Source organism: Devosia sp. (genome assembly GCF_017307565.1).
Lineage (GTDB): Bacteria > Pseudomonadota > Alphaproteobacteria > Rhizobiales > Devosiaceae > Devosia.
In genome coordinates, this window is record NZ_JAFKHD010000311.1 from 1 (window position 1) to 15637 (window position 15637).

Annotated in this window: 12 protein-coding genes and 1 tRNA gene; 6 read left to right on the forward strand and 7 right to left on the reverse strand. The window is 62.8% G+C overall.

The features are described 5' to 3' along the window. A partial coding sequence (locus tag J0I64_RS09625) for a YecA family protein (RefSeq protein WP_291407548.1) occupies positions 1-591 on the forward strand: 591 nt, incomplete at its 5' end. Here the strand turns inward: J0I64_RS09625 and J0I64_RS09630 are convergent. The 5 genes from J0I64_RS09630 to J0I64_RS09650 form a co-directional block, all read right to left on the reverse strand. Continuing rightward, positions 588-2144 carry an ABC transporter ATP-binding protein gene (locus J0I64_RS09630; RefSeq protein ID WP_291407550.1) on the reverse strand — a complete coding sequence of 519 codons (1557 nt, stop codon included), beginning with the start codon at positions 2142-2144 and terminating at the stop codon, positions 588-590. The genes J0I64_RS09625 and J0I64_RS09630 overlap by 4 nt on opposite strands. Then, positions 2131-2979: an ABC transporter permease gene (locus J0I64_RS09635; RefSeq protein ID WP_291407552.1), complete on the reverse strand. Its 849-nt coding sequence runs from the start codon at positions 2977-2979 to the stop codon at positions 2131-2133. The genes J0I64_RS09630 and J0I64_RS09635 overlap by 14 nt, the downstream gene beginning before the upstream one ends. Further along, complete coding sequence (locus J0I64_RS09640) at positions 2976-3926, reverse strand: ABC transporter permease (RefSeq protein ID WP_291407554.1); 951 nt, start codon at positions 3924-3926, stop codon at positions 2976-2978. The genes J0I64_RS09635 and J0I64_RS09640 overlap by 4 nt, the downstream gene beginning before the upstream one ends. A gap of 90 nt (positions 3927-4016) precedes the next feature. Continuing rightward, on the reverse strand, positions 4017-5495 hold the full coding sequence (locus J0I64_RS09645) for an ABC transporter substrate-binding protein (protein ID WP_291407556.1): 1479 nt from the start codon (positions 5493-5495) through the stop codon (positions 4017-4019). 130 nt (positions 5496-5625) lie between these two features. Continuing rightward, positions 5626-8259, reverse strand: coding sequence for a HAMP domain-containing sensor histidine kinase (locus tag J0I64_RS09650; RefSeq protein ID WP_291407558.1), 2634 nt, complete (start codon positions 8257-8259; stop codon positions 5626-5628). Between the two features lie 303 nt (positions 8260-8562). Here J0I64_RS09650 and J0I64_RS09655 point away from each other — a divergent pair. Then, positions 8563-8639 (forward strand) — tRNA-His (locus J0I64_RS09655). A gap of 65 nt (positions 8640-8704) precedes the next feature. Here J0I64_RS09655 and J0I64_RS09660 read toward each other — a convergent pair. Beyond that, on the reverse strand, positions 8705-10774 hold the full coding sequence (locus J0I64_RS09660) for a pilus assembly protein TadG-related protein (RefSeq protein ID WP_291407560.1): 2070 nt from the start codon (positions 10772-10774) through the stop codon (positions 8705-8707). A gap of 47 nt (positions 10775-10821) precedes the next feature. After that, positions 10822-11439 (reverse strand): L,D-transpeptidase, encoded by a 618-nt coding sequence (locus tag J0I64_RS09665; protein WP_291407561.1) that lies wholly within the window; start codon positions 11437-11439, stop codon positions 10822-10824. 494 nt (positions 11440-11933) lie between these two features. Here J0I64_RS09665 and J0I64_RS09670 point away from each other — a divergent pair, with 494 nt between their 5' ends. The 4 genes from J0I64_RS09670 (at position 11934) to hisG (ending at position 15632) form a co-directional block, all read left to right on the forward strand. After that, a complete protein-coding gene (locus tag J0I64_RS09670; RefSeq protein WP_291407563.1) occupies positions 11934-12194 on the forward strand; it encodes a hypothetical protein in 261 nt (86 codons plus the stop codon). 172 nt (positions 12195-12366) lie between these two features. Continuing rightward, on the forward strand, positions 12367-13785 hold the full coding sequence (gene hisS / locus J0I64_RS09675) for a histidine--tRNA ligase (protein WP_291407565.1): 1419 nt from the start codon (positions 12367-12369) through the stop codon (positions 13783-13785). A gap of 25 nt (positions 13786-13810) precedes the next feature. Continuing rightward, positions 13811-14875, forward strand: a complete 1065-nt coding sequence (locus J0I64_RS09680) for an ATP phosphoribosyltransferase regulatory subunit (protein ID WP_291407567.1) — start codon at positions 13811-13813, stop codon at positions 14873-14875. A gap of 52 nt (positions 14876-14927) precedes the next feature. Further along, positions 14928-15632, forward strand: coding sequence for an ATP phosphoribosyltransferase (gene hisG, locus J0I64_RS09685; RefSeq protein ID WP_291407569.1), 705 nt, complete (start codon positions 14928-14930; stop codon positions 15630-15632). Positions 15633-15637 lie beyond the last annotated feature (5 nt).

Genomic DNA, 15637 nt, shown 5'->3' on the forward strand with positions numbered 1-15637 from the left:
GATAGCGCCATGGCCCCTGAATTTGCCGACCTGCCTGAATCCCTGCTTCGGCTAGACCAACTGCTTGCCGAGGCAGGCGAGGAGGCGATGGTATTGCCCGAGCTCGACGGCTTCCTTTGCGGCCTTGTCGTCGGCCCGGAGCGCATCGCGCTCGAAGAATGGTGGCCGCTCGCCTGGCTTGCCGATGAGCGCGGGGAAATCCCCGCCGCCACTGCCGAGCTGGCAGGTCTGATCCAGGGGCATCTGGCCGAGATCGAACGCGAATTCGCTGCCGAAGACTATGCGCCACTGTTCGAGGTCGATGACGAAACCGAGGAAGTCGTCTGGGAAACCTGGATGATCGGCTTCCAGCAGGCCATGCATTTCCGGTTCGACGCCTGGGATGCGCTGCTGCGCCATACCGAAGACGACGCCCGCGGCCACATCGCCATGCGGCTTGCTCCGGCCCTGATGCTGCTGCAGCCCGATCTTCTGCCCGATGACACGGCCGGCGACGACGAATGGGCCGAGTACGATACCGCCATGGCCGAAATGCCGGAAAACCTCGCCATCATGGCGACGCTTCTCTATCGGCTGTACCGGCAGAACTAGGCCGCAATCTCCGGCAGCCGGGCCGCCATCAACGCCTTGGTGAGCCGATGCTGCGGGTGAGCGAAGAGGGCATCAGGCCTGCCCTCTTCCACGATTTTTCCCGCCTCCATAACCAGCACCCGATCCGCCATGGCAGCGACCATGTCGAGGTCGTGGCTGATGATGATGTAGGTCAGGCCATGTTGTTGCTGTAGCTTGGCCAGGAGATCCAGCACATCGCCGCGCACCGACACATCGAGAGCTGAAACCGGCTCATCGAGCACCACCAGGCTCGGTCGCGTCACCAGCGCCCGGGCGATGGCGAGGCGCTGCCTTTGTCCGCCAGAAAATTCGTGCGGGTAGCGGGCGAGCATCGCGCGGTCGAGCCCTACCGATTCGATGGCTTCAGTAACGCGCTGCTCATGCTCTATCGGGCTGAGGCCAGGTACGAGCCGCAAGGGTTCTCCCAGCGACCGGGCCACGGTGAGGCGCGGATTGAAGCTGCCGAAGGGGTCCTGGAAGACCAGCGAGAGATCGGCCCGGCGGGCGGCCGGCAGGTCGAGCCCGCGATAGGACGTCCCCTCAAACCGCATCTCTCCGGCCGTTGCGCTATCGAGGCCGACGATCATGCGCGCCAGCGTGGTCTTGCCGCAGCCGGAGGGGCCGACAAGGGCGAGGCACTCGCCTGCCGACACGCTGAGACTGACATCGTTTACCGCGAGGAGCGGCGGCTTGCGCCAAGGCCAGAACCCGCCATGGGCAAAGGCGCGCGTCAGGTGGTCGACTTCCAGCAGATTTTTTTTGGCCACATGCGGCGTACCCTGCCGCGGGGCCATCCGCGTCGCAGCCACCAGTTTTTGCGTATAGGCAGCGCTTGGCTCGGCCAGCACTTTTGCCACGGGCCCGCTTTCGATGAGTTCACCGCCGCGCAGCACCGCCACCTGATCGCAAAGGGCGGCAACGGCGCGCATATCGTGACTGATAAAGATCAGCGTCATCTGCCGCCGGTCGCAGATCTCGCGGATGAGATCGAGCACCATGCGCTGGGTAATGACATCGAGGGCGGATGTCGGCTCGTCGGCAATCATCAGATCGGGGGCACTGGCCAGCGCCATGGCGATCATGACACGCTGCCGCTGCCCGCCTGAAAGCTGATGTGGAAACCGCTGGGCGTGCTGGGCCTCAAGCCCGACTTCGCTCAGCAGTGACGCGACGGAGGTTTCGCTCTGGTGGCGGGTGAGGGCTAGTGCTTCGCCGATCTGCTCACCCACCCGCATCAGCGGATTGAGCGCCGTCATCGGCTCCTGAAAGACCATGCCGATGCGTTGCCCGCGCAACCGCGCCATCGCCTTTTCGTCCGCCGGCAACGCATTGCCGTCGAGGCGGATGGTGCCCGAGACCTCGGCGTTTTCCGGCAGCAGTCCGGCGATGGAGAGGGCGGTCAGCGATTTGCCCGAGCCGCTTTCCCCGATAATGCCGAAGCGCGCCCCCCTGGCGATACCGAGCGTCAGGTTCGACACAGCAGGTCGCCCGTCAAAGCCAATGGACAGCTTGTCGATCTCAACCAGCGACATTGGTCAGCCCCTGGCGTTTAAGGCGTGGGTCGAGCGCGTCGCGCAGTCCGTCTCCGGCGATGTTGAGGGCGATGACGATCACGACGATGGCGAGGCCCGGCGCGAGGCTGAGCCAGGGGTGGATCAGGAACAGGCTTTGCGCGTCGCGCAGCATCAGTCCCAGGCTTGTTGCCGGCGGCTGGGTGCCGAGCCCGATATAGGACAGGCCGGCCTCGGCCAGAATGCCGAGGGAAAGCTGGATCGTACCCTGTACGATGATGAGGCTCGCAATGTTGGGGAGGAGGTGCCGAAGTGCGATCATCGGCCGGCTAAGCCCCGCCAGCCGCGCCGCAGCGACAAAATCCAGCGTCGAAATGGCCAATGCGCCGCCACGCGCGACCTGGGCGAAAACCGGCACATTAAAAATGCCGATGGCGATGACCGCATTGCCCGCGCCAGGTCCCATCAGCGTGGCGATGAGAATGGCGATGACGACGGAAGGGAAGGCAAAGGCGAGATCGGAAAAACGCAGCACGACCCATTCCACCGGCCCCCCATAGATGGCCGCGGCAAGACCGAGCGGCACGCCGATGCCGACGCCTATGATGATCGCCATGACGGCAACCGTGAAACTGGTCAGCGTGCCTGACATGATCAGCGAGAGCATGTCGCGCCCGAGCTGGTCCGCCCCGAGCAAGTGCTCCGCACCAGGCGTTGCAAAGCGCCGGGCTATGGCAATGTCGGTGATCGGGTAGGGTGTCCAGATCAGAGACAGAAGGCCCATGGCCGCGAAGATGAGCGTTGCCGCAAGGCCGATGACGAGGCGAGGATGCCGGCGGAGCGTCGTCCAGTTCATGCGCGACGCTCCCGCAGTCGGGGATCGACAAAGCCATAGGCGAGGTCAACCACAAGCATGGTGAAGCTGACCACCAGCACCAGAATGATCGTGCCGCTGCGCACGAGAACCAGGTCGCGCTCTAGAATGGCGGTGTAGATCAGTTTGCCGAGGCCGGGCAGGTAGAAGACGTTTTCGACGATGATCGTGCCGGCGATGAGGAAGGCGAATTGCAGCCCCAAAATGGTCAGCACCGGCAACAGCGCGTTGCGCACGCCGTGGCGCCACATGGCTTCGCCAAAGGTCATGCCTTTGGCGCGGGCGGTACGGATGAAATCCTGCGTAGAAACATCGACAAGCGCCGTACGCATGACGCGGGCGAGGATGGCTGCCTGGGGCAGTGCCAGAGCCAGGCTCGGCAGCACGAGGCCACGCGAGGCCGCCCAGAAATCTTCGTTCCACGGGGTAAAGCCGCCCGGTGGTAGCCAATGAAGGGTCACGGCGAAAAGGAGCGTCAACAGCATGCCGAACCAGAAATTGGGCACCGCGACGCCGGTCTGCGCCAGCACCATGAGCGCGGTGTCGATTGGCTTGCCGCGATGTCGCGCCGCCAGAATGCCGAGCGGCAGGCCGACGGCGACCGAAATGACCATCGCAAATACGGTTAGGGGCAGCGTGACCGACATGCGCTCCACCATGAGTCCGGCGACCGGCAGCTTCTGCGTCTGCGATACGCCGAAATCGCCGCGCAGCATGCCGAAAATCCAGTTGCTGAAACGCAAAAGGGCGGGATCGTCGAGACCCATCTGCAGGCGCAGCGCGGCAACAGCCTCGGGCGTCGCATTGATGCCGAGAATGAAGCGCGCGGGATCGCCGGGCAGCAGGTCAAGCAGGATGAAGATGACGGCTGCCGCAATGAAGAGGGTAACGAAGAAGCCGAAGATGCGACGGAGGAGGTAGAGGGTCACGAGATACCCCCACCCTCATTCCCTCCCCGCGCGGGGGAGGGAGGGACACTGGCGCATGCCGTCGTCATGCGCCCTTCAGCGCAGGTGGCCTTATTCAACCCAATGGACGTCGCGCAGCACCACGCCTTCGACGGGCGCGTTCGGCCACATGCCTTCGAGCTTGGCGTTCCAGACGCCGGTCTGGGCAAGCTCGAACAGGAAGCCGTTGACGGCATCCTTGGCGATGATGGTCTGCATTTCCTGCGCCAGCTCCTTGCGCTTGGCCTCGTCGGTCGTGGCATTGAGCGTCTCGTTGAGGGCCTGCACTTCAGGATTGTTGTAGCCGAAGTAGTAGTCGGGATTGGCATAGATGCCAATGTCGAACGGCTCCACATGGCTGATGATGGTCAGGTCGAAATCCTTGTTGGCGAAGACGTCTTCCAGCCACTGCGCCCATTCCATGTTGATCAGCTCGAGCTTGATGCCGACCTTGGCGAATTCGCTGGCGATGATCTGGCCGGAGACCCGCGCATAGGCGACCGGCGGTAGCTTCAGCGTTGCCGAAAAACCATTCGGAAAACCGGCATCGGCCAGCAGCGCCTTGGCCTTTTCGGGATCGAAGGGATAGGTATTGGTGAGGTCGATGTAATAGGGGTGGTGCGGGGCGAAGTGCGAGCCGATCGGCACGCCATAACCATAGGTCGCTCCCTCGATGATCTCCTCGCGATTGATCGCATGGGCCATGGCCTGGCGCACTTCGAGCTTGTCGAACGGCGCCCGCTTGTTGTTGGTCGAGAGGATCGTCTCACCTTCGGTGGTGCCTACGAGAATCTTGAACTTCGGATTGCCGTCAAAGACGGGCAGCGCCTCGGCGGCAAAATTGTAGGTGCCGTCGACGTCGCCGGCGAGCAGCGCATTGGTCATCGTGGCCGTATCGCTGATGAAGACGAAGGTCGCCTTGGTCAGGGCCGGCTTTTCGCCCCAATAGGGGCCGTACTGTTCGAGAACGACGCGGCTGCCGCGATCCCACTGCACAAAGGCGAAGGGGCCGGTACCGATCGGGTCGGTGGCATTATTGTCGGCGCTTTCCGGCGCCACGATCACGGCGTCGCCGCGACCGATATTGAAGAGGAAGAGGCCGTCCGGCCGCGACAGGGTGATTTCCACCGTCAGCGGGTCGATGACGTTGACGGCCGAAATCGCCTGGTAAAGCGCTTTCTGTGCATTGACGCTGTCGTCGGCCAGAATGCGTTCGAAGGTGAATTTCACGTCTTCAGCGTCAAAGCTCGTGCCGTCGTGGAAAGTGACGCCGTCGTGCAGCTTGAAGCGATAGGTCAGGGCGTCGTCGCTGACGGTCCATTCCGATGCGAGGCCGGGCTGCACCGCCCCGTTCTGATCGATGCGGGTGAGACCCTCGAAGACATTCTGATAGACGACCACGTCAATCGACTCGGCCGCGCCCGCAGTCGGGTCGAGCGTGGGGGGCTCCAGCGGTGCACCCACACGAATTTCAGTGGGTTGCGCGACTGCCAGGCTGGTGGCCAACAGCAAACCGGCACTGGCCAGCGCGAGGGATTTGGTCACTCTCATATTTGTCTCCCAGAGGTCGGCGCGGTTCCGCGCCTCGCGCTAGGTATAGGCAAACTTGCTTGCGGGCGCACCCGCATTGGCGGTTAAACTTTTTGCCTAAGGCAGCTGCATTTGGAAGTTTAACCCAGCCCTAGGCGCCGGGCAGGTTTTCAACGAGATCGGCGGGGATGCGCAGGGTGAACAAAAGCCCGCTTTCGCCGGCCGGGTCCACCGAGAGCGACACCGTATTGACCGCCAGCAGCGAGCGCGTGAGCGCAAGGCCAACGCTCGAACGGACCGGCGCCAATGCCTGCCCGGTCTTGCTGACACCATCGCGGAAAACCACGAAGCGCTCGGCCATGTCCACGGCATGATTGGAGCTGTCGCGCACATGGATGGCAATTCCGCCATCGTCGAGCAGCTGGGCGGAAATGACCACCGTGCTGCCGATCGGGCTCTGGTCGATGGCGCTGGCCAGAAGGTTGAGCACGGCCTGGGCGAGCGAGGCGCGGTCGACCGTCACCCGTGGCAGGGTCTCGGAAATGGCGTTGCGGACGATGATCCGCCCGGTATTGGCCTGGTTGCGGATGCGCAGCACGCAGGTTTCGAGCAGTTCCGTCAGGTCAAGGCTTGCCCGTTCGGGCAGATATTTGCCTTCACGCAGCCGCGCATAGTCTTCGAGTTCATCGACAAGGGCGGCAATGTCGCTGCCTGCTGCCGCGATATCCTCGGCATAGGTCTCGTAGCGCTCGTCGCCGAGGTCACCAAAAGCCTTGCTGCGCAGCAGCTCGGCAAAGCCGATGATCGTATTGAGCGGGCGCCGCACGCCCCGGCTGATGCGGGCCAGCAGCGCCGGATCGGCTTCAGGACCGGAAATCGCGCGCCGCGGGGTGATGATGCGCTGGCGGACGAAGGCGAAATAGCCGCTGACAATGCCGGCCTGACCCTGCGCGAACAGCACGATCTCGGATTTGCTGTTGAGCGATTGCAGCACGATCGAGGGGCGTTCGGTTTCGGCAAAGCGGCCAGGTCGATCGAGGAATCCACGCAGCGCAAAACCTTCGTCGGCGCCGATCAGCGCCGAGAGCGGCTTGCCCAGAATGATGCTGCCATCGCCGAGGGCCGTTGTCGCCAGCGCGTCGGCATGGCGCACGACGCCGGTGCGGCTCAGTTCGATAAAACCATCGCCGCGCAGTTCGGCAAAAGCCTGCGCAAAGGCGCGCACAGCGTCTTCATGGCCGGTGCGCACTTCGGTCGTGCTGGCCGAAAGCATGAGGGCAGGGCGACCCTGCCACGATGTCGATTGCAGGCGCGCGGTCACCGGCACCAGCGTGCCGTCGCGCTGCATCAGGTGATTAACGGGGCCCGCGCCATTTTCCTCGGCGCTGACCGGGAACACGGCCGTCAGGCCCGCCTGACGCAGCGATTCGACGGATTCGTAGCCGACCATTTCGGTGATGGCACGGTTGGCGAAGAGAATCTGCTGGTCGCGGAACACCAGAATGCCGAGCGGCAGGCGATTGAGCACCAGCGTCTCGCCGCCGAGATTGACCAGCGATCCGTTGCCCGGCTCGGGTGCGGCGTCCTTCGCCGGCACGCCGGCGATTGCCGTGCTCGGGCCGGAACGCTCGCCCAGGCCGACGCGGTCATTGAGAATGCGCGAGAGCTCGTCGAAATTATAGCGCGACACGCGTTCCACGAGATCATGCGCCACTTCGGGTGCTTCGATGTCGGGAATGCCGGCGGCAAAAAGCGCGTTGCTTTCAACCGGTGCAGACGCCTCGGGCGCGGCATTGGAGCGGAAACCGCGGCCGGTGATCTTGAACAGCGTCGGCGCGCCTTCATCCACCGGCTCTTCAGGTTCGGTGGGCTCGGGCGGTTCGGGTGACTGCGGCGCGGTGTCGTCAGCCTCATTCAGCGGCGTATAGAGGTCTTCGTCGGCGGCAAGCCGATCAACCAAGGCGCTGAGACTCCGGAACAACGGGCGTTCTTCCTCTGCCGTTTCGGGCTCGGAGGCTGCGGCAACCGGCTCTTCGATACCGTCGTCTTCGTCGGCCGCTTCGGGATCGTCATGGAAGCGCAGGGGCTCTGACGGGCTCGCATAGACCGTCTCTGGATCGGCATCCTGCCAATTGTGCAGCTCGGTCGAATAGGCCTCGTCATGCTCGATAGCAGTCGGTGCCGCTCCCGGGATTTCGTCTTCTTGCTCGCCTTCCGACTCAACCTCTTCGGCGACGGGGGGCTCGACGGGCGCTTCCGTCAGCACCTCGGTGGTTTCTTCCAGCGCGTCGGCCTCGGCGACCTCGTCGTCTTCATCGGGAGGCACAAGAGGTTCAGGTTCGGCCGCAACTTCGTCCTGCGGCGGAGGCGGAAGGGTGTTTTCCTCAACGCCGCCGTGGCGGATATCAAAGGCTGCACGAATTTCGGCGTCGATCGGATCGACGGAAACGATGAGCAGGGCTGTTTCTTCGCCGTCGAGCACCAAAGGCGTCGTGGCGCAGGTGGCCGAAGCGGGCTTGTCGCCGGCATTGAACTGAATACGCGCAAGACTCGTGCGGCCCGCCGAACCCAGGCGAATGGTCCGGGCGACCTGGCCCTTGAGCGGCACGGCAAGCGGCGCCAGCTTGAGCCCGCTCTTCTTGATCTTGGCAAGGAACAGGGCGGCAGCCGGATTCGACCAGATCAGGCGCTGGCCGTCTTGCGACCACAACCAGGCAGGCCGCGCATCCTGAGCATGCTGCAGCACCCGGCGGGCGTTCGGCGATGTGGTCCACTCGGCATTCATAGACAGCGTTTGAGGCCATTTCCGATTGTGCCAGATCGGCACAATTTTCGAGAGTTCTTTAAGTGTTCTTCATTATCGTGCCGCCGTGAACGAATCCAGCCTGCGGTACGCATCCCGCCCATCCAATCGTCGCCATGGTTAAATGCGAGGTCCTAAGGAATGGTCACGGGGCTTGTCGCAATTGGTTGTGAGGGCGTCATAAGGCGTCTGTCCACAGGGTGAAAATCGGTGCTTGTCATTCCGGCGAACTCGACCTATGTTCCGCCCGGTTTCGGCAGGGCGCCTTTGCGTCGGCCGCACCGAGCCGCCTTAGCTCAGTTGGTTAGAGCGCTAGATTGTGGATCTAGAGGTCCCCCGTTCGATCCGGGGAGGCGGTACCACTCCCCCTAAAAATAACGTCTTCAGCGCACCGATATCGTTCCGCTATTTCAGCGTTCACCCGGCCCTAGCGGGCCAGGCGAAGCGCCGATAGTTCATTGGCGATCGATTCAAACACTCGCTTGAGTTCGCTCGACTGGTTGGGGAAGTACGCCTTGCTTGCCGTAGACGCACAACCGGTCAGCATAGCCTGAACGACCGCTGGCGTGCTTTGCTCGACCTTGTTCGTCGCAAGCCCGATCGTATAAACTTCAATCCCCGTGTCCTTGGCGTTGGCACAGGTGTCGCTCGTGCGCTGGTTCATCTCCTTTACCAGGTCCGCATTGGTCGAGTTTATCGAACCGAGCCGAGGAATGTTTCCGCCACTGGTCGATGTGGTGCTGGTATTGTTGGAGTTGTAAGAGAAGCCATAGGCCGTGTTGAAGCACTTGCCGTTAAGCGCGCGCATGGCGTCGTTGCAATAGTTTGACAGGTTGTAGTCCGTGTTCTCGCCGTCAGTCATGATGATCATGACCTTGCGCAGGGATTTGTTGTCGCTCGCGCCGGCCTGGGGGAAAGGTTCGCCAGGTGTGAGGACGCGGAAGCCCCAGGCAGTCCCTTCGTGGATATTGGTGCCGCCTTCGGCAATCATGGCGTCGATAGTGTCGATGACCTTTGCGGGATCGCTGGTCAGCGGCAGAATTGGGGTGCGTGTGCAGTCTGCGTTGGGTCCGTTGGAGAACCCCTGCGCGCCGATCGCGCCGTAGTATTTGCAGATTCTCTCCTGCAGGGTGCGCGTCGATAGCCCCAACGGTACGAAGCTGTCGCACCAGCCGTCGCGAGTCTGGGTGTTGCCCGTGCCCGCCCAATTGGTCGTGTAAGTGGGGTTGCGGCAAGCGCAACTGGGGGGCTGCTTGCCATAGAGCGCGTTGGAATAGAGCGCACTGCTGACAAAATCGGTCGGGCCGGCCGGCGTTCCCTTCTTCAGGTAGGGGTTGCCCCATGCGGCGTTCGAGTTCGTTCGGGTCCGTTCCTCGGTAATCGAGCACTTTGTCGTGCCCTGTGCGGGGCGGTCGCACACTGCCGGGCTGTCTCGAACGGCGGCTGACCAATTGGTCTTGCCGTTGACAGCCAGCTTGTCGAGGTAGGTCGAGTTGATGATGGTTGGGCTGGTAATGTAGTTGTTGCCGCCCGTGTTGTAGGCCAGATCGGGCGAGAACTGGGGCACAAACAGCGTGTTGCCATTGGCAATGGTGGGTGTCGTATCGTCAGTATCGAGATATTGCGACGGGAGGGTGCCGGATTTGATGTGCGGCCGAGCATCCACGCAGCCGCGCCAGGCCTCGCCGGTTGCCGCGAAAAGCTGCTGACGTGTCGGAAACTTGTGCGCGCCGGACGAAAGGACCAGCCGGTCTTCGTCGTCGTCATTGTCGAAATTGTCGAAATGGATAGCCGATGCGCCGGTCTTGTCGATCCAGGAGGCATTGGCGTTTTCGGGGCCCACATTGACGAACATCGTGAACGGGACAATGGCCACACGCACGTTTTCCACCCGCTCGGCAGTTGCCGTGGGAATGCAGGTATTGGCGTTGTTCGGCGCGCTCTGAACCTCTGAATACATCAGGATATTCGTGGCGCATTTCGCGGCATCGACGAGGCTCGTCATGCGGCTCTCGTTTTTCATCGAGCCCGAATTGTCGAGCACCATGACCACTTCGAGTTCCAACTTTTTGCGCGTTGCTTCGGACTCGATGGTGGCGTTGAGGTGGTGAACGCCGACGAGGGATACGAAAATCGTCGGAACAGTGATGTGCGCTTCGAAATAGAGCGAGCCCGTTTCTTCGCTTCCACGGGTCGTCAGAATCTCTGTGACGATCTCGCTGTTGGCGACGCGCTCCGTGACGAAAGCCTGAGCGAGTTTTTGCACTGCGGCCGGGTCAAAATTCTTCTCGAATACCTGTGGCTGCAGGGCGAGTGCCGCGGCATCAAGCGCCAGCTGCGCGCGGTTGCGGCCCTGTTCGAGCGAAACATAGTCGACGACGGCGCCGCCCAGGGCGATAAGGACGACCGCCATAACGCCGAACATGACGGCGAAGGCGCCGCGTTCGTCACCAACAAAGCGACGAAACGGCGAGCGAGAAAAGTGTTTTGACGCCACGTGACGGCTCCCTGGTCCGGGTGCTGAGTTTTGACGTTAAATCCTTGCTAAAGGACCACCACTTTTGTGTTCAATTGCACACGACCGTAGAGGTCGATCACATCTTCGTTGACCATGCGAATGCAGCCTGACGAGACGTTCTGGCCGATGCTCCAGGGCTCATTGGTGCCGTGGATGCGATAAAGCGTCGAGCCGAGATAGAGGGCGCGCGCGCCCAGCGGATTGTTCGGGCCGCCTTCCATATGCGCTGGTAGGCCCGGCTGGCGCTTGCGCATTTCAGCCGGCGGCGTCCAGCTCGGCCATTCGGCCTTGCGCGAGACGCGGTGCGTACCGCTCCATTCAAAGCCATTGCGGGCGACGCCGATCCCGTACCGCAGAGCGCGACCGTCACCCAGAACGAAATAGAGGAAGTGGGATGAGGTATCGACAACGATCGTCCCGGACCGCTCATTGGTGGGGTAGGGGACGACCTGGCGCAGGTAGGTCGGCGCAACCTGCGCATTGGCCTGGAGGGCCAGAGCATGGCGCGGACGCTGGCTGGTAATGGTGATGCCCGGCGGCGGCGCAAAGCGCCAGCCTTGCTGGAACCTAGCCTCGGCAAAGCTCGGAACCACCTGGGTCAGCGACATCGTCGCAATCGCCAGTCCCAGACCCAGTAACCGCATCGTCCCAACCATGATCCACAAGCCCCCTGTGACACTGGGAGAATTGTGCCTTGCAAGCCCCAAGGAGAGGTCAATTGGCATGGTTAAGGCAACGCCAGCCGGGAGGGCTAACGGCGGGTTAAGATCGCGCGCCCTGTTGCTGCACGGCAACAGGAGTAGGCGCCTGCGACAGACTGTCCCAATTTATCCTTGCCGCTCACGACTTTGCGATCTAGAAGCGAGCGTCCGCATTTGCCTACTGAGGGAGGCGTTTCTATGAAAATTGTAACGTTCCGCCACTCGGGTACTTGGCATCATCTTGCTGGTGTAATTCGACATTCGGCTTAAGTCCGAATTCGCCTTGACCTCCAAGTAAACCTCTCGGGCTTCCTGCCCGCGGATAAACCAACCCAAACCTGAGCGCAGAATCCGCGTCGCTTCGCGTCCGTATTCCCGCTCGTCGTCCTGACCTTAACCAATGAGGCCGGCTGGGTTGCGCCCTGCCGGATGCACAAATGTCTTCCAACGTTCTCTCCGAACGCAGCGTCGTGCTGCGCCTCGAATTCTCCATCGCCGACGCCGTACACCAGCGTGGCCTGCTGCCGGTCCTTGCCGCAGCACTTGCCGCCTGGTGGAACCGCCCGGGCGTGCCGTCCGAACTCCCCGCCTACCTGCGGGAAGACGTCGGCCTGCCCCCGGTTGCAGAACCCGTGCAGTGGCACACTCTTCCTACGGCCTCTCTGATCCCCCATCGGAAAAGGCGGAGCGTGACTTGAGAGCATTTGGCGGCCGGGCACCCCCGGCCGCCGACACTCGCACCAATCCATAGCCAAACTGTTGTCTCACCAAAACCGATGGGCTAGAGCAGGGACCCCGAAGGGGGAAAGGATTTTGCGCGCTTGTCCGCGCACAATTCTCAGCCTGCGCCCGCCTCCCAGAGTTATTCCGATGACCGAAAAGACCAAGCTGATCGCCCCCCGCCTGCCGCGCGGATTTGAAGACCGCACGCCCGGCGATATCGCCGCGGTCGGCCAGATGATCGAGACCATCCGTAAGGTCTACGAGCGCTATGGTTTCGACCCGGTGGAAACGCCTCTGTTCGAATATACCGAAACGCTCGGCAAGTTCCTGCCCGACACCGACCGGCCCAATGCCGGCGTGTTCTCGCTGCAGGACGACGATGAGCAGTGGATGAGCCTGCGCTACGATCTCACCGCGCCGCTCGCCCGCTACTTTGCCGAGAATTTCGAGACGCTGCCAAAGCCCTATCGCTCGTATCGGCAGGGCTATGTGTTCCGCAACGAAAAGCCGGGCCCCGGCCGTTTCCGCCAGTTCATGCAGTTTGACGCCGACACCGTCGGCGCGCCCGGCGCGGAAGCCGACGCCGAGATGTGCATGATGATGGCCGACGTCATGGACGCTCTCGGCCTTAGCGGCAAGTACGTGGTCCGCGTCAACAATCGCAAGGTGCTCGACGGTGTGCTCGAAGCTGCCGGCGTGACGTCGGACGAGCAGAAGCTGACCGTGCTCCGCGCCGTCGACAAGCTCGACAAATTCGGCCCCGAAGGCGTCAAGCTGCTGCTCGGCGCCGGTCGCAAGGATGAGAGCGGCGACTTCACCAAGGGTGCAGGTCTCACCGACGCCCAGGCCGCCGTGGTGCTCGATTATGTCGCCGGCAAGCCGCCCGCGGACAATGAAGGCGTGGCCGAACTCAATACCATGCAGACCCTGTTCGATGCCGCCGGTTACGGCGCCGACAAGATCAAGATCGACCCGTCCGTCGTTCGTGGCCTCGAATATTATACTGGCCCCGTCTTCGAGATCGAACTGACCTTCAAGGTCCAGAACGAAAAGGGCCAGGACGTCGTCTTCGGTTCGGTTGGTGGCGGTGGCCGGTATGACGGTCTCGTCTCCCGTTTCCGCCGTGAGCCGGTTCCGGCCACCGGCTTTTCCATCGGCGTTTCGCGCCTTGCCAATGCGCTGAAGCTAACCGGCAATCTCGGCTCGAAAGAGCCAGTTGGTCCGGTCGTTGTGCTGGTCATGGACAAGGACCAGACCGCCCGCTACCAGGCCATGGTCTCCGAGCTGCGCAAGGCCGGCATTCGCGCCGAAATGTTCCTTGGCTCGACCAAGAACTTTGGCAAGCAGGTCTCTTACGCTGACAAGCGCAACGCGCCGGCCGTCGTCATCGAAGGCAGCCAGGAGCGCGAGCAGGGCATTTTGCAGATCAAGGATCTGGTTGCCGGCAAGCAGGCTGCCGAAGGCATTAGGGACAATGCCGAATGGAAGGCCGCGCGCCCGGGCCAGTTCGAGGTCAAGCGCGAAGACCTGGTATCCGCCATCCAGAAACTCTTGAGCGAGCAGTGATGCTTTTTCGGCAGGGGCAAGAGCCATGACTAACGCCGCGATGCGACGGGCCCAGCTCGAAGCCCTTGTAGAAGCCCAGGGCGGATGCCGCGCCACCCCGCCACTCCTGCTGCCGGCCGATCCTTATTTCGATCTGGCAGGCGAGGAATTTGGCCGCCGGCTGCTGTTGACCAGCGACCTGACCGGCGCCGAGCACTGCCTCAGGCCCGAATTCACCCTGCCCATCGTGCGTGACTATATCGCTGATGGCACCCGGCAGCCGGCGGCTTTCACCTATCTTGGCCCCATCTTCCGCCAGCGCGAAAACGGCCCCGCCGAGTTCGATCAGGCCGGCATCGAGCTCCTGGCCCAGCCCGACGGCGAGGTCGCCCTCGACCAGGTTTTCACCTTCGCCCGCGCCGCTCTCTCGATCTACGGCCTGCCCGCCCGCATCCGTCTCGGCGGTGTTGGTCTTTTTGAAGCGCTGCTGGTGCAGGCCGACATGCCCGCTGCCTGGCGCCCGCGCATCCGGCACCGCTTTGGCCACACCGAAGCCATGGAGCGCCTGCTCAATCGCCTCGAAGCTGCGCCCAGCGCGCCCCGGCAGGAACAGCCCGCGCGCGATGTGCTGATCGAGGATGTCACTGCCCGCATGGTGTCGACCGGCCTAAGCCTTTCTGAGGGGCGCACGCCCGAGGAGATCGCGGACCGCTATCTCGAGCAGCAGGCGCTCGACGCCGCCCACGTTCCGGCCCAGACGCTGAAACTGCTGCGCGACTATCTCGCCATTTCCGGTGACGTCCTGTCGGCGCTGCGCCAGATTGAAGCCCTGGCAGAGAACCACAAGCTCATGCTCGGCGCGCCGATCCGCGCCATTCGCCGGCACCTCGACAAGTTTGGCGAGGCCCAGGTGAGCTTTGACGCCGGCTTCTCCCCGCGCCTCGATTATTACACCGGCATCGTCTTCGAAATGACCGGCCGCAAGGGTGAAGTGCTGGCCTCGGGCGGACAATATGATCGCCTGCTGGAGCGCCTCGGCGCCACGGCCCCCATCGCCGCCTCGGGCTGTGCGCTCTGGGTCGATCGCCTGGAAGCGGAGGTTTCGGCATGAACCCGAATAGTGGTTTCCGGTTTTCGGAGCAGTTCATGCGGGGTATAAACGTATGACTGGCATCACTCTCGCCGTGCCCTCCAAGGGGCGCCTTGAAGAACTGACGCGCGAATGGTTTGCCGCGCGTGGCCTCACCATTTCCCGCCCCGGCGGCGCGCGCTCCTATCTCGGCGTCATGGAAGGTGAGCCCGACGTCACGGTACGCTTCTTCCCGGCCTCCGAAATCGCCCGCGAACTAATCCGCGGCAATATCGATATTGGCGTCACCGGCCGCGATCTGATCCACGAGACCAGCGAAACCGGCCCGGAAGCGGTGCATTTCGCCCGCGCGCTCGAATTCGGCCATGCCGATGTGGTTATCGCCGTGCCTGAAGCCTGGATCGACGTCACCCATCTGCATGACCTTGCCGACGTTGCCTCCGATTTCCGCAGCCGCCACAAGCGCTGGCTGCGCATCGCGACGAAATACATCACCATCACGCGCCAGCATTTCGCCCGTGCCGGCATTGCCGAATACCGCATCGTCGAAAGCCTTGGCGCCACGGAAGCGGCGCCAGCCTCGGGCGTGGCCGATATCGTGGTCGACATCACCTCGACCGGCTCGACGCTGGCTGCCAATGGGCTGCGGGTGCTGGAGGATGGCGTGATGCTCAAGAGCGAAGCCAATCTCATCGTTTCTCGCACGGCCGATTGGCCGGAAGACAAGAAGCGCAAGCTCAATTCACTCCTCACCCAGCTCGCCGCTGAACCCTTGTAGCCTGA